This window comes from Streptomyces spiralis, assembly GCF_014654675.1.
Taxonomy (GTDB): domain Bacteria; phylum Actinomycetota; class Actinomycetes; order Streptomycetales; family Streptomycetaceae; genus Streptomyces; species Streptomyces spiralis.
Genome location: NZ_BNBC01000029.1, coordinates 81,662 through 99,974, shown reverse-complemented (window position 1 = coordinate 99,974; position 18,313 = coordinate 81,662). Strand labels below are relative to the sequence as shown.

The 18,313-nt window shown below is 71.2% G+C and carries 16 protein-coding genes; 10 read left to right on the top strand and 6 right to left on the bottom strand.

Annotation, left to right across the window (positions count from 1 at the left end):
• Window positions 1-51: 51 nt before the first annotated feature.
• Window positions 52-282 carry a DUF7455 domain-containing protein gene (locus tag IE318_RS27100; protein ID WP_030171920.1) on the bottom strand — a complete coding sequence of 77 codons (231 nt, stop codon included), beginning with the start codon at window positions 280-282 and terminating at the stop codon, window positions 52-54.
• 439 nt (window positions 283-721) lie between these two features.
• On the opposite strand from IE318_RS27100, the gene IE318_RS27095 reads away from it, so the two are divergent.
• The 6 genes from IE318_RS27095 (at window position 722) to IE318_RS27070 (ending at window position 8,233) form a co-directional block, all read left to right on the top strand.
• Window positions 722-2,845: a DNA gyrase/topoisomerase IV subunit B gene (locus IE318_RS27095; RefSeq protein WP_189904475.1), complete on the top strand. Its 2,124-nt coding sequence runs from the start codon at window positions 722-724 to the stop codon at window positions 2,843-2,845.
• 807 nt (window positions 2,846-3,652) lie between these two features.
• Window positions 3,653-4,177 carry a CcdC protein domain-containing protein gene (locus IE318_RS27090; RefSeq protein WP_189904473.1) on the top strand — a complete coding sequence of 175 codons (525 nt, stop codon included), beginning with the start codon at window positions 3,653-3,655 and terminating at the stop codon, window positions 4,175-4,177.
• Window positions 4,174-5,325 (top strand): sensor histidine kinase, encoded by a 1,152-nt coding sequence (locus tag IE318_RS27085; RefSeq protein ID WP_189904471.1) that lies wholly within the window; start codon window positions 4,174-4,176, stop codon window positions 5,323-5,325. The genes IE318_RS27090 and IE318_RS27085 overlap by 4 nt, the downstream gene beginning before the upstream one ends.
• On the top strand, window positions 5,322-6,017 hold the full coding sequence (locus IE318_RS27080) for a response regulator transcription factor (protein WP_189904469.1): 696 nt from the start codon (window positions 5,322-5,324) through the stop codon (window positions 6,015-6,017). The genes IE318_RS27085 and IE318_RS27080 overlap by 4 nt, the downstream gene beginning before the upstream one ends.
• 69 nt (window positions 6,018-6,086) lie before the next feature.
• Window positions 6,087-6,644: a DUF485 domain-containing protein gene (locus tag IE318_RS27075; protein ID WP_189904468.1), complete on the top strand. Its 558-nt coding sequence runs from the start codon at window positions 6,087-6,089 to the stop codon at window positions 6,642-6,644.
• Window positions 6,641-8,233, top strand: a complete 1,593-nt coding sequence (locus tag IE318_RS27070) for a monocarboxylic acid transporter (RefSeq protein WP_189904466.1) — start codon at window positions 6,641-6,643, stop codon at window positions 8,231-8,233. The genes IE318_RS27075 and IE318_RS27070 overlap by 4 nt, the downstream gene beginning before the upstream one ends.
• Window positions 8,234-8,389: 156 nt before the next feature.
• On the opposite strand, the gene IE318_RS27065 is transcribed toward IE318_RS27070, so the two are convergent.
• The gene (locus IE318_RS27065; protein ID WP_030171893.1) at window positions 8,390-9,082 is read right to left on the bottom strand and encodes a response regulator; all 693 of its coding nucleotides are present in this window, start codon (window positions 9,080-9,082) and stop codon (window positions 8,390-8,392) included.
• Window positions 9,083-9,243: 161 nt separating this feature from the next.
• Between IE318_RS27065 and IE318_RS27060 the strand changes: the two genes are divergently transcribed.
• The 3 genes from IE318_RS27060 to IE318_RS27050 all read left to right on the top strand — a co-directional run bounded on the left by IE318_RS27060 (window position 9,244) and on the right by IE318_RS27050 (window position 12,059).
• Entirely contained in the window at window positions 9,244-10,059 is an 816-nt protein-coding gene (locus tag IE318_RS27060) for an ABC transporter ATP-binding protein (protein WP_030171891.1), read from the top strand.
• Window positions 10,049-10,912 (top strand): ABC transporter permease, encoded by an 864-nt coding sequence (locus IE318_RS27055; RefSeq protein WP_189904464.1) that lies wholly within the window; start codon window positions 10,049-10,051, stop codon window positions 10,910-10,912. The genes IE318_RS27060 and IE318_RS27055 overlap by 11 nt, the downstream gene beginning before the upstream one ends.
• Window positions 10,913-11,003: 91 nt before the next feature.
• Window positions 11,004-12,059: an ABC transporter substrate-binding protein gene (locus IE318_RS27050; protein WP_030171886.1), complete on the top strand. Its 1,056-nt coding sequence runs from the start codon at window positions 11,004-11,006 to the stop codon at window positions 12,057-12,059.
• Between the two features lie 54 nt (window positions 12,060-12,113).
• On the opposite strand, the gene IE318_RS27045 is transcribed toward IE318_RS27050, so the two are convergent.
• The 4 genes from IE318_RS27045 to IE318_RS27030 all read right to left on the bottom strand — a co-directional run bounded on the left by IE318_RS27045 (window position 12,114) and on the right by IE318_RS27030 (window position 16,938).
• Complete coding sequence (locus IE318_RS27045; RefSeq protein ID WP_030171885.1) at window positions 12,114-12,794, bottom strand: response regulator; 681 nt, start codon at window positions 12,792-12,794, stop codon at window positions 12,114-12,116.
• Window positions 12,791-14,518 (bottom strand): ATP-binding protein, encoded by a 1,728-nt coding sequence (locus tag IE318_RS27040; RefSeq protein ID WP_189904462.1) that lies wholly within the window; start codon window positions 14,516-14,518, stop codon window positions 12,791-12,793. Before IE318_RS27040 ends, IE318_RS27045 begins: the two co-directional genes overlap by 4 nt.
• A 145-nt stretch (window positions 14,519-14,663) precedes the next feature.
• Window positions 14,664-15,626: a ferredoxin family protein gene (locus IE318_RS27035; protein WP_189904460.1), complete on the bottom strand. Its 963-nt coding sequence runs from the start codon at window positions 15,624-15,626 to the stop codon at window positions 14,664-14,666.
• Between the two features lie 55 nt (window positions 15,627-15,681).
• A complete protein-coding gene (locus IE318_RS27030; RefSeq protein WP_189904458.1) occupies window positions 15,682-16,938 on the bottom strand; it encodes a citrate synthase in 1,257 nt (418 codons plus the stop codon).
• Between the two features lie 107 nt (window positions 16,939-17,045).
• Here IE318_RS27030 and IE318_RS27025 point away from each other — a divergent pair, with 107 nt between their 5' ends.
• Window positions 17,046-18,212 carry a citrate synthase/methylcitrate synthase gene (locus IE318_RS27025; protein ID WP_189904455.1) on the top strand — a complete coding sequence of 389 codons (1,167 nt, stop codon included), beginning with the start codon at window positions 17,046-17,048 and terminating at the stop codon, window positions 18,210-18,212.
• Window positions 18,213-18,313 lie beyond the last annotated feature (101 nt).

The window sequence follows — 18,313 nt, the reverse complement described above, 5'->3', positions numbered from 1 at the left end:
AGCGGCCGCCCGTTCGCCGGCCTGGCCGGCGCTGGCTCGTCGTGCGAGGGATCAGCGCTCGTCTTCGGACGCGCTTGCCGGAACAGACGTCAGGCGCTCGGTCTCGTCCTGTATCTCGGCGGCGATCTTCTTGAGTTCCGGCTCGAACTTGCGACCGTGGTGGGCGCAAAAGAGCAGTTCTCCGCCGCTCAGCAGGACGACGCGCAGATATGCCTGGGCGCCGCAGCGGTCGCAGCGATCAGCGGCCGTCAGCGGGCTCGCGGGGGTCAGAACAGTAGTCACGTCGCCTCTTCTCTAGCTCGACGAGCTGTCGTACCAGGGTCAACATCCAACCAGCCCCAAACGTTCCCGCTCGTGGCATTTCCTCGAAAAAATCTTCCCGAGAGGCTGTCCGTTGCCGGTTTGGCGGCGAATGTGCCGTATTACGTCTGTATGTCTTACGGGTTCGCGCTGTCGGTCATGGTCGGTCCTCCCCGGCCGGGTTGCCGGTTGTTCAGGAGGACGTGCCCGGAGCCTAAATGGTTCATGCCTCGAAGGGAACGTGATATGTGCTTCACTCCATCGAGGTATCGAACGCGCATGCGACTCTCGACTAGTCTGTGTCGATGCAGAGGGTTGCGTTACAACGGCTCTACCAGGCCTCGGTACCCTCTGAGCGGCAACCGAAGCCGCGCCCTTACCCACGAGGGCCCAACCTGAAATTCAGCGAGGAGCGAACCGCGTGACCGCCGATACGTCCGTGCCGTCCACAGCGCTGCTGGCAGGAGCAGACCGGGACGGTTCCAACTACACCGCGCGGCACCTGCTCGTCCTCGAGGGCCTCGAAGCCGTGCGCAAGCGCCCCGGTATGTACATCGGGTCCACCGACAGCCGTGGCCTGATGCACTGCCTGTGGGAGATCATCGACAACTCCGTGGACGAGGCCCTGGCAGGCGTCTGCGACCACATCGAGGTGGTCCTGCACGACGACGGCTCGGTGGAGGTGCGGGACAACGGCCGCGGCATCCCGGTCGACGTCGAGCCCAGGACCGGCCTGTCCGGCGTCGAGGTCGTCATGACCAAGCTGCACGCCGGCGGCAAGTTCGGCGGCGGCTCGTACGCGGCCTCCGGCGGTCTCCACGGCGTCGGCGCCTCCGTGGTCAACGCCCTCTCCGCCCGGCTGGACGTCGAGGTGGACCGCGGCGGCCACACCCACGCCATCAGTTTCCGGCGCGGCGTGCCCGGAGCGTTCACGGGCAACGGACCCGACGCCAAGTTCGAGGCCAAGGGCGGCCTGCGCAAGGCCAAGAAGATCCCCAGGACCCGCACCGGCACGCGCGTGCGCTACTGGGCCGACCGCCAGATCTTCCTCAAGGACGCCAAGCTCTCCCTGGAGACCCTGCACCAGCGCGCCCGCCAGACCGCGTTCCTGGTGCCGGGCCTGACCATCGTCGTGCGCGACGAGTACGGCCTCGGGGAGGGCGGCAGCAAGGGCGAGGAGTCCTTCCGCTTCGACGGGGGCATCAGCGAGTTCTGCGAGTACCTGGCGAGCGACAAGCCGGTCTGCGACATCCTCCGCTTCAGCGGTCAGGGAACCTTCAAGGAGACCGTCCCGGTCCTCGACGAGCACGGCCAGATGACGCCCACCGAGGTCACCCGCGAACTCGGCGTGGACGTCGCGCTGCGCTGGGGGACCGGCTACGACACGACGGTGCGGTCCTTCGTCAACATCATCGCCACCCCCAAGGGCGGCACCCATGTCGCCGGCTTCGAGCAGGCCGTCACCAAGACGCTCAACGAGGTGCTGCGGACCAAGAAGCTGCTGCGCGTCGCGGAGGACGACATCGTCAAGGACGACGCGCTGGAGGGCCTCACCGCGGTGGTCACGGTCCGCCTCGCCGAGCCCCAGTTCGAGGGCCAGACCAAGGAGGTCCTCGGTACCTCGGCGGCCCGCCGCATTGTCAACAACGTGGTGACCAAGGAACTCAAGGCGTTCCTGACCTCCACCAAGCGCGACGCCGCACAGCAGGCGCGTGTGGTGCTGGAGAAGGCCGTCGCCGCCGCGCGTACGCGCATCGCCGCCCGCCAGCACAAGGACGCGCAGCGCCGCAAGACGGCTCTGGAGTCCTCCTCGCTGCCAGCCAAGCTGGCCGACTGCCGCAGCGACGACGTCGACCGGAGCGAACTGTTCATCGTCGAGGGCGACTCCGCCCTCGGTACGGCGAAGCTGGCCCGGAACTCCGAGTTCCAGGCGCTGCTGCCCATTCGCGGAAAGATCCTCAACGTCCAGAAGTCGTCCGTCACGGACATGCTGAAGAACGCCGAGTGCGGTGCGATCATCCAGGTCATAGGAGCGGGCTCGGGCCGCACCTTCGACATCGACGCGGCCCGCTACGGCAAGATCATCATGATGACCGACGCCGACGTGGACGGCTCCCACATCCGGACCTTGCTGCTGACGCTGTTCCACCGCTACATGCGGCCGATGGTCGAGTCCGGCCGGGTCTTCGCCGCGGTGCCGCCGCTGCACCGGATCGAGCTGATCCAGCCGAAGAAGGGGCAGGACAAGTACGTCTACACGTACTCGGACCGCGAGTTGCGCGACAAGCTGCTCGAGTTCCAGAGCAAGAACATCCGGTACAAGGACACGATCCAGCGCTACAAGGGCCTCGGTGAGATGGACGCCGACCAGCTGGCCGAGACCACCATGGACCCCCGCCACCGCACCCTGCGCCGGATCAACCTCTCCGACCTGGAGGCCGCGGAGGGCGTCTTCGACCTGCTGATGGGCAATGAGGTGGCGCCCCGCAAGGAGTTCATCGCGAGCTCGGCGGCCACGCTGGACCGCTCCCGCATCGACGCGTAGCCGCCCCGCCGGCCCCGGCCGGGTACGACCCGGCCCCGGGCCGGGTACGACGCAGGCAGGGCGCCCCGGCGCGACCGTCACCGGCGGTCCGCGCCCCGGCTGCCCTGCCTCGCTCTACCTTGTCCTGGTTTGCCCGGTCTCGGCTTTGCCGGGTCTCGGCACGGAACCGTCCGGTCGTGTCCGTTGTGCCCCGACCCTGTCGCGGCACGGCGCCTGCCCGGCCTTGTCCCGGCCCGGGCGCGCCTGTTCCTGCCCCGTCCCGGCCTGGAGGGCGCCCATTCCCGCCTAGTCCCGGCCTGGAGGGCGCCCATTCCCGCCTCGTCCAGGCCGGCGCCTGGCTCGCTCCCTTCCGGCCTGTCCGGGCTTGCCCCCCGTTCCGGCCCGAGTCCGTTCGGCGCGGGTGTGCGCCTGTCTCGGCCCTGCCTCGTCCCGGCGCGGGCTCGTACGGTCGGGTGCCCTGTTCTGGCCTTGTCCTGACCTGACCTGACCTGCCTGGCTCTGCCTCATCCAGCCGTGAGTCCGGGTCCGCTCCCGCCCTGTACCGAGCCCGGCACCGGCCTCGTTCTGGCCGTCGCCCTGTCCCGTCCCGCCCCGGCTCGGCCCGGGCCCGCACGGCACGGGCAGGCCAGGACCCCTCCGGTCTCGGAACAGGGCGGGTTCTCCACCTGGGGGTGGAGATCGGCGAGGTGCGGTTTCCACCCGCGATCCACCCCGGCTCCGATCAGCCGGACCGCGGATTTCCGTAGCGTCGAAGGCGTCGGCGGCACCGTGCCGCCGGCTTCTCCTTTCCGCTCACGGAGGCTGAAGATGTCCGGGCTCGTCAACGCGCTGGTGATCGTCGCCGTCGCCGCCCTGGTGATCGTGCGGCAGTTCGCGGCACGCCGGCTCGACGCCGATCGGCGCTGGTGGGTCCTGCCCGCGATACTGGCGGTCGTCGCCCTTCGCGAACCCGGCATCATCGATGCCCACCACCGCACCGAGTCCGTCGTACTGCTCGCCGCCGAACTGCTCATCGGCCTGGGCACGGGAGCCGGCTGGGCCTGGACCACCCGCATATGGGCGGAGCCGGACGGCACGGTGTGGACCAAGAGCACCAAGGCCAGCGCGGCTGTCTGGATCGGCGGCATCGCCCTGCGCGTCGCTCTCTTCGCGCTCGGTGCCGCGCTCGGTGTGCACCAGGACAGCGGGGCCGTGATGGTCGCCCTGGCCGGCACCCTGCTGGTCCGCTCCGGGCTTCTCGCCTGGCGGACGCGTGCGCTGACCTCGGCATCCGCCCCGGTCACGGCGTACCGTGGCGGCAAGCCCCGACCCGCGTGGAAGGAGCGTGTGTGACGGAGAACGCCTGGACGCGCTGGCCCTCACCGGAGGCGCTGGGGCGCGTGGGCCTCTCCCAGCCCCGACGCCTGCTCAGCTGGGTCGTGCGGGTGCTGGTGGCAGGCGGGCTGCTGTGGGGCGCCGTCAGCAGCAGACGGATTCCCCTCTGGGGGCAGGTCGTCGCGGCGGTGGGCGTCCTCGTGGTGGCGGCCGCCGCCTGGGCCTTCTTCCGGACGACGCTCGCGCACCGGCTCCTGCCCTCCCTGGCCTTCATCGCGGTGCTGATGGGCATGGCGGTCGCCGCCGAGGCCACCGGCTTCAAGGTGCCCGCCCTCGTCATCTGGTGCGGCTGCGCGGTAGGTGCGCTCGAGAGAATGCCCCTCACCGCCGCCGCGCCTGTGACAGCGGTCTCCCTGACCGCGTACAGCCTGGTCAACGACGACAAGTTGTTGACGACGATCGTCACGAGCATCGGCTTGGCCCTCGCCGGCTACGTCCTGCGGCTCGACGCCGAGGCCCGCGGAAACGCCCAGCGGCTGCTCGCCCAGGAGCGGGCCGCGCACGCGGCGGAGGCGGAGTCGGCGGCACTGGCCGAGCGGGCCAGGATCGCCCGGGAGATCCACGACGTGCTGGCCCACAGCCTCTCGGCGCAGCTCGTGCATCTGGAGGCCGCCCGGCTGCTCATCGAGCGCGGTGCGGACCGGGAGCAGATCCTCGAGCGGGTGGTGGCGGCGCGGGGGATGGCCCGTGACGGTCTTGCCGAGACCCGGCAGGCGCTGTCCGCCCTGCGCGGTGACCTGACCCCGCTGGAGGACTTCCTCAGCGAGCTCGTCGGGGTGAGCGGTGGTGCCGAGGTCACCATCTCGGGTGAACGCAGACCGCTGCCCGCCGAGGCCTCGCAGGCCGTGCGCAGGGTCGCCCAGGAAGCTCTCACCAACGTCCGCAAGCACGCGCCGGGCGCCAAGGTGCGGGTCCGGCTGGACTACGGCGAGCACCAGGTGATGCTCGACGTACGGGACTCGGGGGGCAAGCCGGGCGAGCTCGCCGCGGCCGGGGGCGGGTACGGTCTGCTGGGCATGCGGGAGCGTGCGGAGCTGCTGGGCGGTTCGCTGGAGGCGGGACCGCACGAGGAGGGGTTCGCGGTGACGTTGAAGGTGCCGGTGTGAGCGAGGAGGCCGGCAGGAAGCCCGCGCGGGTGGTGGTGGCGGACGACCAGACGGTTGTCCGGGAGGGCATCGTGATGCTGCTGGGGCTGCTGCCCGGGATCGAGGTCGTGGGCTCCGCGGGGGACGGGCACGAGGCGGTGGAACTCGTCGCGGAACTCGCCCCCGACGTGGTGCTGATGGACCTGCGGATGCCCCGGTGCGACGGTGTGGAGGCCACCCGGCGCATCCGGTCGGAGCACCCGGGGACACAGGTGGTGGTCCTGACGACCTACGCCGACGACGAGTCGCTGTTTCCGGCCCTCCGGGCGGGCGCCCGCGGATATCTCACCAAGGACGCGGGCGGTGACGAGATCGTCCGCGCGGTGGAGAGCGTGCTGTCCGGTGACGCCGGACTGTCGCCCAGCATCCAGCGGCGGCTGCTGGAGCGATTGTCCGAGCCCGAGCCCTCATCCGCGCCCGAGTCGTCGCCCGCCGCCGATGCGCCGGACGGACTCACGGCACGGGAGTGCGAGGTGCTGGTGCTGATCGCAGAAGGCCTGACCAACCAGGAGATCGCCCGCCGGCTGCATGTCTCCACGGCGACGGTGAAGACCCACATCAACAATCTCTTCGCCAAGGCCGGCCTCAAGGACCGGGCGCAGGCGGTGCGTTACGCCTACGCGAACGGGCTGGTGCGGCCGCCGACCAGGTGAGTCACCTGATGGGGTGAAGAGCGAGGAGAAGAGAAGTCGGGGAACTTCCCGTTCTGTCCATCCTTGGGCATGCAGTCGAGCAACGGCCGTCCCCACGGGGACGGGGGCGGTTCCGAGAACGCGTCGGGGCACCACGACGGGCAGGGCCCGGCATCCGAGGACATGAGGTACCGCGACCCCTGGTACGACGCGCTGGCTTCAGGGTGGGGTGAGGGAGAAGCCACCGGCGCTCCCGTCGCACCCGTACCGGCGCCACGCCGGGAGGGGCAAGCCGCGCCGCGCGTCGGCGCGGCGGCCGAGGTCTACCTGGAGGTGCAGCGCAGCGCGGCGTTCCAGGAGGTGCGCAGCCGCTACCGGAGGTTCGTGGTGCCGGCGGTGGCGGTGTTCTTCGTCTGGTACGTGGCGTACATCGTGGCCGCGACGACCGCGCCGGGGTTCATGGCGCGGCCGGTGGCGGGCGCGGTGAACGTGGCGCTGCTCGCGGGGCTGGGACAGTTCCTCACGACCTTCCTGTTCGCCTGGGCCTACGCACGGCACGCACGGCTGCGCCGGGACCGGGCCGCGCTGGAACTGCGCTGGGACACCCAGGAACTCACGCGGGGCGCAGCCCAGGGCGGTGCGTCGTGACCGGAGACCATCAGACCCTGGCACTGCTGCTGTTCAGCGTGTTCGTCGCGATCACGCTGGCCATCACCACCTGGGTGAGCCGCCACCGGCAGGGTTCGGCGGAGGAGTTCTACGCGGGCGGGCGGCTGTTCTCTCCCCTAGAGAATGGTTTTGCCATCGCGGGTGACTACGCCTCGGCCGCCTCCTTCCTCGGGGTCCCCGGACTGATCGTGTTGTTCGGCTACGACGGGGTGCTCTATGTGGTGGGCTTCCTCGTCGGCTGGCTGGTGGTGCTGTTCCTCGTGGCGGAACTCGTCCGCAACTGCGGCCGGTTCACGCTCGCCGACGTGGTCGCGGCACGGATGAGCGAGCGGCCGGTGCGGATCGCGGCGGGAACCTCCTCGGTCACCGTGTCCGTTCTGTACCTGGTGGCGCAGATGGTGGGCGCGGGCAGCCTGGTGGCCCTGCTCCTCGGGCGCACGGGCGGGGCGGCGCAGGCATGGACCGTCATCGGTGTGGGCGCGCTGATGGTCATCTATGTGTCGTTGGGTGGGATGCGCGCCACCACATGGATCCAGATCGTCAAGGCGGTCGTGCTGCTGGGCGGCACGGTCGTGCTGACCGTGCTCGTCATGGTCCGGTTCCACGGCGACATCGACCGGCTGCTGCTCACCGCGGCCCAGCACAGCGGCCACGGGGACGCCTTCCTGGCACCGGGGCTCAAATACGGCGGGGACTGGACGGCCCGCCTGGACTTCATCAGTCTCGGCCTCGCGCTCGTGCTCGGCACGGGTGGGCTGCCGCACATCCTGTCCCGCTTCTACACCGTGCCGACCGCGCGGGCCGCCCGTCGTTCGGCGATCTGGTCCATCGGGCTCATCGGCGCTTTCTACCTGATGACGATCGTCCTCGGCTTCGGCGCCGCGGCGATCGTCGGGCCGGAGGCGGTCCGGGGGTCGAACGCGGCCGGAAACACGGCGGTTCCGCTGCTCGCCCTGAATCTGGGCGGCGGCGCGGACTCCACGGGCGGCACTGTGCTGTTCGCGGTCGTGGCCGCAGTGGCCTTCGCCACCATCCTCGCGGTGGTCGCCGGGATCACGCTCGCCTCCTCGGCGTCGGTGGCCCACGACCTGTACGCGTCGCTGCGGCGCCGAAGCGGACGGCAGCGCGGTGAGGTCGCAGTGGCGCGGGTCGCTGCCGTCGGCATCGGTGTGGTCGCCATCGGCCTCGGCCTGCTCGCCCGCGATCTCAACGTCGCGTTCCTGGTCGGTCTCGCCTTCGCCGTCGCCGCCTCCGCGAACCTGCCCGTACTGCTCTACTCGCTGTTCTGGCGCGGTTTCACGACCCGCGGCGCGGTGTGGGCCGTCTACGGCGGTCTGATCCCCGCCCTGGTGCTGGTCGTGCTCTCCCCGGTGGTCTCCGGCAGCCCCGACTCACTGTTCCCGGGCGTCGACTTCCAGTTCTTCCCGTTGCAGAACCCGGGGATCGTCTCCGTCCCGCTCGGGTTCCTCGCCGGCTGGCTCGGCACCGTCACCTCCGCCGAGCCGCCGGACGAGGCCAAGCACGCGGAGACGGAGGTGCGGTCGCTGACGGGAGCGGGGGCCGTTTAGTGCCTCTCGTCCGGACCAGGACTCTCGTCCGGACCAGGACTCTCGTCCGGGCCAGGACTCTCGTCCGGGCCAGGACTCTCGTCCGGGCCAGGACCGACCGGCACCGGAAACGGCCGGCCCGCAGCCGTCGTGGCATCCCGGACCACACGACCCGCCCTACGGTGCCACCCATGCGTAACGGTGCTCCGGGCGTCCGGTGTCGCCGTACCTCAGGGACAGGCGCAGACGGCCGGCCTGTTCCAGGTGGCGGAGGTAGCGCTGGGCGGTGGAACGGCTCAGGCCGGTGCGGGCGGCCACCTCGTGCGCCGACAGCGGCTCGTCGGCGCCGTGCAGGACACCGCAGATGAGGTCCGTCGTCGGCTCCGAGTGGCCGCTGGGCAGCCCGGGGGAGGAGGGCGCGGGTGTGGTGCGCAGCGCACCGAAGATCCGGTCCACCTGCTCCTGCCCGGCGACCCCCCGCCCGCCGACACGGTCGACGGTGCGGCGCAGCGCGGCGTAGGACTCCAGGCGGGTGCGCAGCGCCGCGAACGTGAAGGGCTTGACCAGGTAGTGCAGCGCGCCCAGGCGCATCGCCTGCTGCACGGTCGCCACGTCACCGGCCGCCGTGATCATGATGACGTCGGTGCCCAGTCCCTGTTCCCGCATGCGGTGGACGAGCTCGAGGCCCGTCCGGTCGGGCAGGTAGTGGTCGAGCAGGACCAGGTCGATGCCGCCGCGTTGCACGCAGGTCAGTGCCTGGGCGGCACTGTGCGCGCGGGCGGTCACCCGGAAGCCGGGAACCTTTCCCACGTACTTGGCGTTGATCTCGGCGACACGGAAGTCGTCGTCGACCACCAGGACGTCAATCATCGGGCCTCTTTCTCCCAAGGCCAGGCGAGCGTTAAGCCCGTGTTTCGGCTCCGTTGTTGTAACGCGAGCAAAACGAGCACAACAGATGCTTGCGAGCAAAAGAACGGCTTGTGCCCACAAGACTGCTGCTGTGGCCGGGGCCACACCTACCGTCCCGGGCCATGAGCACAGACACCAGCCCCGCCATCGAGCTACGGGGCGCGAGCAAAACCTTCAGGACCCCGTCCGGGGGCCTGCACACCGCAGTCAGAGACCTCGACCTCACCGTTCGGCGGGGTGAGTTCGTGGCGGTGGTCGGCCCCACCGGCTGCGGCAAGTCCACCACGCTGACCCTGGTCAGTGGCCTCGAGGAGCCCACTCAGGGCGATGTGCTGGTGGCCGGCGAACCGGTGCACGGCGTCGGCGGCAAGGTCGGCTTCGTCTTCCAGCAGGACGCCACGTTCCCCTGGCGCACGGTGCTGTCCAACGTGATGTCCGGACCGCGCTTCCGCGGCGTACCCAAAGCGGAGGCGAAGGAGAAGGCGCGCGCATGGCTGGCGCGGGTCGGGCTCGCCGCCTTCGAGGACCGCTACCCGCACCAGCTCTCCGGCGGTCAGCGCAAGCGCGTCGCCCTCGCCGCCACCTTCGTCAACGACCCCGAGATCCTGCTGATGGACGAGCCGTTCTCCGCGCTCGACGTGCAGACCCGGGCGCTGATGTCGGACGAGCTCCTGGAGCTGTGGGAGGGCACGGGCGCCTCGGTCGTCTTCGTCACCCACGACCTGGAGGAGGCCATCGCGCTGGCCGACAAGGTCGTCGTGATGACGGCCGGTCCCGCGACCGTCAAGCAGATCTTCGACATCGACCTGCCCCGCCCGCGCAAGGTCGAGCAGGTGCGCCTGCAGACGCAGTTCATCGAGATCTACCGCGAGATCTGGGAGTCCCTCGGCGAAGAGGTCCGGATCACCCGCGAAAGAGGTGCCGCCCATGTCGCCTGAGGTCCTCAGTACACCGGTCGCCGACACGGCGAAGACCCCCGACCGGGCGCACTCCCGGGCCCGGGCAGCCCGCAGGCGCAAGGCCGTCATCGCCTCCGCGCGCGTGCTGCTGCTGGTGGCCGTGCTCGGCCTGTGGGAGGTGCTCTCCCGCGCGAAGGTCATCGATCCGTTCAACTTCTCGATGCCCTCGCAGATCTGGGACCAGATCTGGACGTGGGTCACGCACGGCACGGCGCTCGGATCGCTCGGCGAGCAGATCTGGTACACGCTCTACGAGGCACTGCTCGGCTGGGTGTTCGGTGTCGTGGCGGGTGTGGTCCTCGGTATCGCGCTCGGACGCATCAGGTTCCTCGCCGATGTGCTCGGCCCCTACATCAAGGTGCTCAACTCCATACCGAGGATCGTCCTCGCCCCGATCTTCGTGATCTGGTTCGGGCTCGGACCGGCCTCCAAGGTCGCCTCCGCGGTGGTCCTCGTCTTCTTCCCGGTGTTCTTCAACGCCTTCCAGGGCGCTCGTGAGGTCGACCGCAACCTGGTGGCCAACGCCCGGATCCTGGGCGCGAGCGACCGCAGGGTGACCTTCCAGGTGGTCATTCCGTCCGCGACCTCGTGGATCTTCACCAGCCTCCATGTCAGCTTCGGCTTCGCCCTCATCGGCGCCATCGTCGGCGAGTACATCGGCGCCACCCGGGGCATCGGCCTGCTCGTCGCGCAGTCCCAGGGCACGTTCAACGCCGCCGGTGTGTACGCCGCGATGGTCATCCTCGCCGCGGTCGCGCTCGTCGCCGAGGGCCTGCTCACCTTCGCCGAGCGGCGCATCTTCCGCTGGAAGCCCTCGGACTCCGGGCACTGACCCCGGCCGCCGCCGCGACCACCGCCCCTCGAAGTCCGTCTTTCGAAGTTTTTTCTCCCGCACCGCCCTCTCACAAGGACGTGAAACCGCCATGCGCAAGTCCGCCAGATTCGCCGCTTCGGCCGCCGCCGGCCTGCTCGCCCTCTCCTCCCTCACCGCCTGCGCCAACGACGCGGCCAGTTCGACCGCCGACAGCGGCGGCGGCGACGGCAAGGGCGAGCACGTCAAGATCATGGTCGGTGGCCTGGACAAGGTCATCTACATGCCCGCGATGCTCACCCAGCGCCTCGGCTACTTCTCCGCCGAGGGCCTCAATGTCGAGCTGCTGAGCGAGCCCGCCGGTGTCCAGGCCGAGACCGCGCTCGTCTCCGGCCAGGTGCAGGGCGCCGTCGGCTTCTACGACCACACCCTCGACCTGCAGGTCAAGGGCAAGAGCGTCGAGTCCGTGGTCCAGTTCTCGCACGCCCCCGGTGAGGTGGAGGTCGTCTCCAGCAAGGCGGCCGGCAAGATCGGTTCACCGAAGGACTTCAAGGGCAAGAAGCTCGGCGTCACCGGCCTCGGCTCCTCGACCGACTTCCTCACGAAGTACCTCGCGGTCAAGAACGGCGTGAACGTCAACGAGTTCTCACCGGTCGCCGTCGGGGCCGGACCGACCTTCATCTCCGCCCTCCAGAAGGGCTCGATCGACGCCGGTATGACGACCGACCCGACCGTCGCCACGATCCTGGACAAGAAGGCGGGCAAGGTCCTCCTGGACATGCGGACCCCGGAGGGTTCGCAGGCGGCGCTCGGTGGCCCGTACCCGTCGTCAAGCCTGTACATGCAGACCGACTGGGTCAACGGTCACAAGGAGACCGTCCAGAAGCTGGTCAATGCGTTCGTCAAGACGCTCAAGTGGATGTCCACCCACAGCGCCTCCGAGATCGCCGCCAAGATGCCCGCCGACTACTCCCAGGGCAACAAGACGCTGTACGCCGAGGCGATCAAGAGCACCCTGCCGATGTTCACCAAGGACGGCGTCATGCCGGCGAACGGCCCGGAGACCGTCGAGAAGGTCCTCAAGGCGTTCAACCCCAACATCAAGAACGCCAAGGTGGACCTGAGCAAGACATTCACCACCGAGTTCGTCGAGAAGGCCACCGGCTGACATCCGTATGCACAGGGGGACACGGGCTCTTCCCCCGCCCCACGAGCCCTGTCCTCAGACGCGGGTCGCCCACACGTAACGGTGTTCCGGGCGGCCCGCGTCGCCGTACTTCAGGGTCAGCCTGGCCCGTCCCGTGCGCTCCAGGAGCTTCAGATAGCGCTGGGCGGTCTGCCGGCTCACCCCGGTCCGGTCGGCGATCTCCTGGGCCGACAAGGGGCCCTCGGCCGCCATCAGCGACTGGCGGACGAGTGCGGCGGTGGTGGGGGAGTGCCCCTTGGGCAGCCCCGGATCGGCGGGGGCGGACAGCGCCCCGAAGATCCGGTCCACCTCGGCCTGTTCCGCCTCGCCGCCGCCGTCCAGCGTGCGGCGCAGCCGCGCGTACGCCTCGAGCTTGGCCCGCAGGCCCGCGAAGGCGAACGGCTTGACCAGGTACTGCAGCGCCCCGTGCCGCATCGCGGCCTGGACGGTCGCCACGTCCCGGGCCGCCGTCACCATGATCACGTCGGTCTGGTGCCCGCGGCGGCGCATCTCCCGCACGACCGCCAGACCCGTCTCATCGGGCAGGTAGTGGTCCATGAGGACCAGGTCCATTCGCGGCAGCGTCTCCAGCAGACGCAGCGCCTCGGCCGCGCTGTGCGCCTCCCCCGCGACGTGGAAGCCGGGCACCTTCTCGACGTAGGCCGCGTTGACCCGCGCCACCCGGGCGTCGTCGTCCACGACCAGCACCTCGATCATCGCGACTCCTCCCCGGCGGTCTCGACGGCGGCGGCCAGGGAGGGTTCCGGGCCCGCGGGCGCGGCGTCCGTGGTCGACGGATCCATGGACGGCTGGTTCACTGGCGCCAGGTCCGGCTCCGCGAGCGCTTCCGGGAGCACGACCGTGAACTCCGCGCCGCCGCCGGGCGCCTCGCCCACCGCCGCACGCCCTCCCTGCCGCTCGGCGAGCCGGCGCACCAGGGAGAGCCCTATGCCGCGCTTGCCGTGCGCCGGCGGCTGCTTGGTGGACCACCCTTCCGTGAAGATCAGGTCCCGCTGGTCCGCCGGGATCCCCGGCCCGGTGTCGCGCACCCTGAGCACAGCGGTACGTCCCTCGGCGCGCAGTTCGACCTCCACGCGCGCGTGCGGGGTCGCCGCGACGGCGTCGAGCGCGTTGTCGACCAGGTTGCCGACGACCGTCACCAGGCCCCGGGGATCGACCAGCCGGTCCGGCAGCCGGGTCCGGTCCGAGACCCACAGGGCGACTCCGCGCTCGGCCGCGACGGTCGCCTTGCCGACCAGGAGGGCGGCGATCAGCGGGTCCTGGATCTTCTCGGTGACCTGTTCCGCCGTGGCCCGGTGGTCGCCGACGACCTCCCCGACGAACTCCACCGCGTCGTCGTACATCTCCAGCTCCAGCAGCCCCAGCAGCGTGTGCATGCGGTTGGCGTGCTCGTGGTCCTGCGCGCGCAGGGCGTCGATCAGACCGCGGGTGGAGTCCAGTTCCCGGCCCAGCTGCTCCAGCTCGGTGCGGTCGCGCAGCGTGGCGACGGCGCCCCCGTCGTCGGTGGGCATGCGGTTGGCGACCAGGACGCGCTGCCCGCGCACGGTGAGCAGATCGGTGCCCGTGACCCGCCCGGCCAGGACGTCGGTCGTACGGCCCTCGCCGAGCGCCTCGTCCAGTGACAGGCCGACCGCCTCGTCACCGATGCCGAGCAGGCGCCGGGCCTCGTCGTTGAGCAGCCGGACACGGCCGTCGCGGTCGAGGGCGACGACGCCCTCCCGGATGCCGTGCAGCATCGCCTCGCGCTCGGCGAGCAGGGCCGCGATGTCCGAGAAGGCCAGGTCCCTGGTCTGCCGCTGGACCCTCCGGGAGATCAGCCAGGCGGCCAGCGCGCCGACCGCCAGCGCACCGCCCGCGTACGCGAGCAGCCCCGGTATGGCGTCGATCAGCCTGGCGCGGACGCTGTCGTAGGCGATGCCCACCGACACCGCCCCGATGATGCGGTGGTGGTCGTCGTACAGCGGCACCTTGCCGCGGGCGGAGCGGCCCAGGGTGCCGGTGTCGATCTGCATGACCTCGTGGCCCGCCAGCGCCTGTTGGGGGTCCGTCGAGACATGATTGCCGATCTGCTTCGGATCGGTGTGGGACCAGCGCGTGCCGTGCCTGTCCATCACCACGATGTACTCGGCGTTCGTGGCCAGCCGGATCCGCTCCGCCTCCCTCTGCACCGGCCCCTCGACGGTCGGCGGGGTGTTCCGCAGGTCGTGTGCGATCTGCGGGTTCTGTGCGGTGGTCTCGGCGATGGCGAGCGCGCGGCGCATCGCCTGGTCGTCCAGCTGATGGCTGAGCGGCGCGAGGAACAGCCCGGTGGCCAGCACCGCCACTCCCGCGGCGATCGCCAACTGCATCACCAGCACCTGCGAGAACACCCGTCGTGGCAGGCCCAGGCGCAGGCGGCGGGCGGGGGGAGTGGGGCTCATGCCCATGACGGTACGTCGGCGGGCGGGCGCTGCCCCAGGGGGTTGTGGCGTGGATCTCGTGACCGGTTCCCGATCCCGGCGCGGCCGGTGACCACGACGGCCCGGCCCCGTGCACCGGGACCCCGCGCGGTCACATGGTCCGGTCTCAGCGGGCGGGCGCCGACCGGGCGACCGTCAGTTCGCGCACGGCCGTCACGTCCATGTGAGCCGGCGCGCCCAGTACCGCCGCGCCGCAGCTCTCCGGGCGGGGCGGCACGGCGGCGCCCTGCTCCACGGTCACGTGCCACCGGCGTCCGTCGGTGTGGGCGACGGTCACCTCCCAGCGGGGCGCCGCGCCGTCGGCGTCCAGGTTCTCGGTGCCCACGACGGTCAGCACGTCCGCCCGGTCCTCTCCGGACGCCGTCCGCACGGCCAGCTCCGCCGCCTGTCCGGGCCGTTCCCAGGCGGTACGGCCCCGGCAGCCCTCCAGGACCACCCGGCCCTCACGCACGCCGTGCAGGGCGTCCATGACGGTGTGCGCCTCGGCCCTGCCGTAGGCGTATCCGTACGGCAGGACGAGCAGGGTCGGGGAGAAGCGGTGGCCGCCGAGGTGGGTGACCTCCCAGGCCTCCCGCACCCCGGTGGCGGCGAGCGCGGCCGCCAGCGGCCGGCCGAGCAGGGCGCAGCACCGGTCGCGCCTGCCGTTGGTGCAGACGAGGGCGAGCGGATCGCCCGTGTGCGGCCTGCCGCCCAGCACCGTGCCGAAGCTGCGGTGATCGCCCCTGCCCAGGGCGGCGAAGTCGAGATCCAGCAGCCGCTCCGGGTCGACGGTCGTGGCGCTGTGCAGCCATACGTTGCCGGGAACCGTGTGGGCCGCGTACACATGCCGCACGGACGGCGTGCGGCAGTCGGCGTGCCGCCCGGGGCGGCGGATCAGCGCGACGCGGACGCCGGTGCCCTGCGCCGCCCGCTCCAGCAAGCGTCCCAGGCCCGGGTCGAGATGGCTGGAGGTGAGCGCCTTCGGGCCCCAGGGGCCGGGCTGCTCGAGCAGCAGCCACGTCGTCGCCGTGGGTGCGGTGGCGGACAGCGGCTCGTGGAGCTGCCGGGAGACGGTCGCGCACGTACTCACACAGGCGAGCCTAACCTGACTTGTCGCACCGGCTGCATCCGGCGCTCGGAATGATCTACTCCGGCAGCGGCCGCGGGGGCCGCGGACCGACGTACCGGCCGCTCGGGCGCATGCGCAGCGGGCGCTCCCCGTACTCCTCCAGAGCGTGGGCGATCCAGCCCGCCGTCCTGGCCACGGCGAAGATCGTCTCACTGGCGCTGGAGGGCATGCCGGACGAGGCGGTGAACACGGCGAGGGCCAGGTCGACGTTGGCGTGCAGCGGGGCGTGGCGGGCGGTCGTGGCGACGATGTCGCGGGCGGCGGCGAGGGCCGGCGCGGCCCGCGGGATGTCCTCCAGGAGGCCGAAGAGGGCACGCGCGCGTGGATCCTCGCCGGGGTAGAGGCGGTGGCCGAGCCCGGGGATGCGGCGGCCCTCGCGCAGTTCGTCGGCGATGACGGGCCCCGCGGCGCCCCGGTCCAGGACCTCGAGGACGAGCCGGTGGGCCAGTCCGCCGGCCGCGCCGTGCAGCGGGCCTTCGAGCACGCCGAGCCCCGCGGAGACGGCGGCGTAGGCGTGTGCGCGGGCGGAGGCGGCCACGCGCACCGCGAGCGTCGAGGCGGCCAGGTCGTGGTCGACGAGCAGGCCCAGCGCGGTGTCCAGGACGCGCAGTGAGGCGTCGTCGGCGGGGTGACCGGTCAGCCGTCCCCACAGCCGGTGCGCGAGCGGACCCTGGTCGCGGTGTGCGGACCGGACCGGTGGCAGCGCGGCGACGAGGGTCGGGATGAGCACGCGCGCGGTGCCGAGCACGGCGTCCTCCGAGAGGTCGAACCGCAGGGGGTCCGCGGCGGCGGCGGCGATCGCGGCGACCCGGAGCCGGTCGGTGGGCCCCGCGTGTTCGGGCAGGGCGTCCACGGCCCGGCGGGCCACGGCGACGGAGGCCTCGGGCGCGGTGAAGGTGACTCCGGGGCGCAGCCGCCCGGTCCAGAGCCACTCGGCGATCTCCTCGTAGGTGTGCCGGGCGGCCAGCTCCGTCGCGTCGACACCGCGGAAGTAGTAGCGGTCGGTGTCGATGAGGGTGATGCGGGTCCGCACGGACAGCTCCCCGCCGAAGTCCGCGCCGCTGCCGCCGTCCCGGCGGTTGCGGCGGGCGAGCGCCTCGACCTCCTTGGCGTCGAAGGAGCTGCCCCGGCCGCTCGGATCACGACGGCTGCTGAGCTGACCACGGCTCACGTACGCGTACACGGTCTCGGGCTTCACGCCGAGCAGTTCGGCGGTCTCCTTGGTGCTCAGCCGCCGCTCCGCGGCGCCGACGGCAGGTTCCTGATCGCGCATGGAGCTCACCGTATCCGGCCCAGCCATCAAGTAGAGCATTGATTCAATCAATATTGACAGCGATAGAGTCAAGCATGGACAGTCGGCTCAAGTCCATGGGAGGAAACATGTCCAGCAACAGGGCCGCAACCACTCTTGTCGACGCACCGCGGGGCCTCGCGGGAGTCGTGGTCACCGACACCCGAATCGGTGACGTCCGTGGGCTCGAGGGCTTCTACCACTACCGCCAGTACTCGGCCGTCGAGCTCGCCCGCACCCGCCGCTTCGAGGACGTCTGGTACCTGCTCGCGCACGGGGAGCTCCCCGACGCGCGGCAGAGCGAGGCCTTCGCCGCCCGGACCGCCGCGCTGCGCCGGCTGCCCGAGGAGGTCCGGGCGGCACTGCCGGCCGTCGCGGCGGCGAGCACCCGTTCCGGCCCGCTCTCCGGCCTGCGCACGGCGCTGTCCGTGCTCGGGGCGGCCCAGGGATTCCAGCCGGTGTACGACATCGACGCGGCCCGCAGGCGCCAGGACACGCTGGTGGCCTGTGCCGCCGTGCCGACGCTGCTCACCGCGCTGTACCGGCTGGTGCAGGGGCTCGAACCGGTGGAGCCGCGAGAGGACCTCTCCTACGCGGCGAACTACCTCTACATGCTGACCGGTTCGGCACCGGACGTACGGCACGCCCGGGCCGTCGAGCAGTACTTGATCTCAACCATTGATCACGGCTTCAACGCGTCGACCTTCACGGCGCGGGTGATCGCGTCGACCGGGGCGGACGTGGCGGCCTGCCTGGTGGGCGCCGTGGGCGCCCTGTCGGGGCCGCTCCACGGAGGCGCGCCCAGCAGGGCCCTGGACACCCTGGACGCGATCGGTACCCCGGACCGGATCGACTCCTGGATCCGTGACCGTGTCCTGGCCGGTGAGCGCATCATGGGCTTCGGCCACGCCGTCTACCGCACCGAGGACCCCCGCTCCCGCATGCTGCGCGAGATCGCCCAGGGGTTCGGCGGGCCGCGGGTCGAGTTCGCCGTCGAGGTCGAGCGCCGCGTGGAGGCGATACTCGCCGAGCTCAAGCCCGGCCGAGAACTCCATACGAACGTCGAGTTCTACGCGGGCGTCGTCATGGAACTCTGCGGCCTGCCCCGCGAGATGTTCACCCCGACCTTCGCGGCGGCCCGAGTGGTGGGCTGGAGCGCGAACATCCTCGAACAGGCGGAGGACTCGAAGATCATCAGGCCGGTGGCGCGGTATGTCGGTCCGGTCCCGCCGGTGGAGGTGCCCGAGGCGGCCTGAAAGACGCGTGCGGCCTGGTGCCGTTCGGGCGCCAGGCCTCATCGGTGGGCGTCGAGCAGGGACGGGGTGCCGGACTGCTCGACGGAGGGACGGTCCGGCTC

Excerpts from the sequence above, each read along its gene's own strand:
- IE318_RS27090 (WP_189904473.1), top strand. The coding sequence starts at position 3,653 with ATGTCCGGGCTCGTCAACGCGCTGGTGATCGTCGCCGTCGCCGCCCTG.
- IE318_RS27075 (WP_189904468.1), top strand. The coding sequence starts at position 6,087 with ATGCAGTCGAGCAACGGCCGTCCCCACGGGGACGGGGGCGGTTCCGAG.
- IE318_RS27065 (WP_030171893.1), bottom strand. The coding sequence starts at position 9,082 with ATGATTGACGTCCTGGTGGTCGACGACGACTTCCGTGTCGCCGAGATC.
- IE318_RS27060 (WP_030171891.1), top strand. The coding sequence starts at position 9,244 with ATGAGCACAGACACCAGCCCCGCCATCGAGCTACGGGGCGCGAGCAAA.
- IE318_RS27055 (WP_189904464.1), top strand. The coding sequence starts at position 10,049 with ATGTCGCCTGAGGTCCTCAGTACACCGGTCGCCGACACGGCGAAGACC.
- IE318_RS27050 (WP_030171886.1), top strand. The coding sequence starts at position 11,004 with ATGCGCAAGTCCGCCAGATTCGCCGCTTCGGCCGCCGCCGGCCTGCTC.
- IE318_RS27045 (WP_030171885.1), bottom strand. The coding sequence starts at position 12,794 with ATGATCGAGGTGCTGGTCGTGGACGACGACGCCCGGGTGGCGCGGGTC.
- IE318_RS27040 (WP_189904462.1), bottom strand. The coding sequence starts at position 14,518 with ATGAGCCCCACTCCCCCCGCCCGCCGCCTGCGCCTGGGCCTGCCACGA.
- IE318_RS27030 (WP_189904458.1), bottom strand. The coding sequence starts at position 16,938 with ATGCGCGATCAGGAACCTGCCGTCGGCGCCGCGGAGCGGCGGCTGAGC.
- IE318_RS27025 (WP_189904455.1), top strand. The coding sequence starts at position 17,046 with ATGTCCAGCAACAGGGCCGCAACCACTCTTGTCGACGCACCGCGGGGC.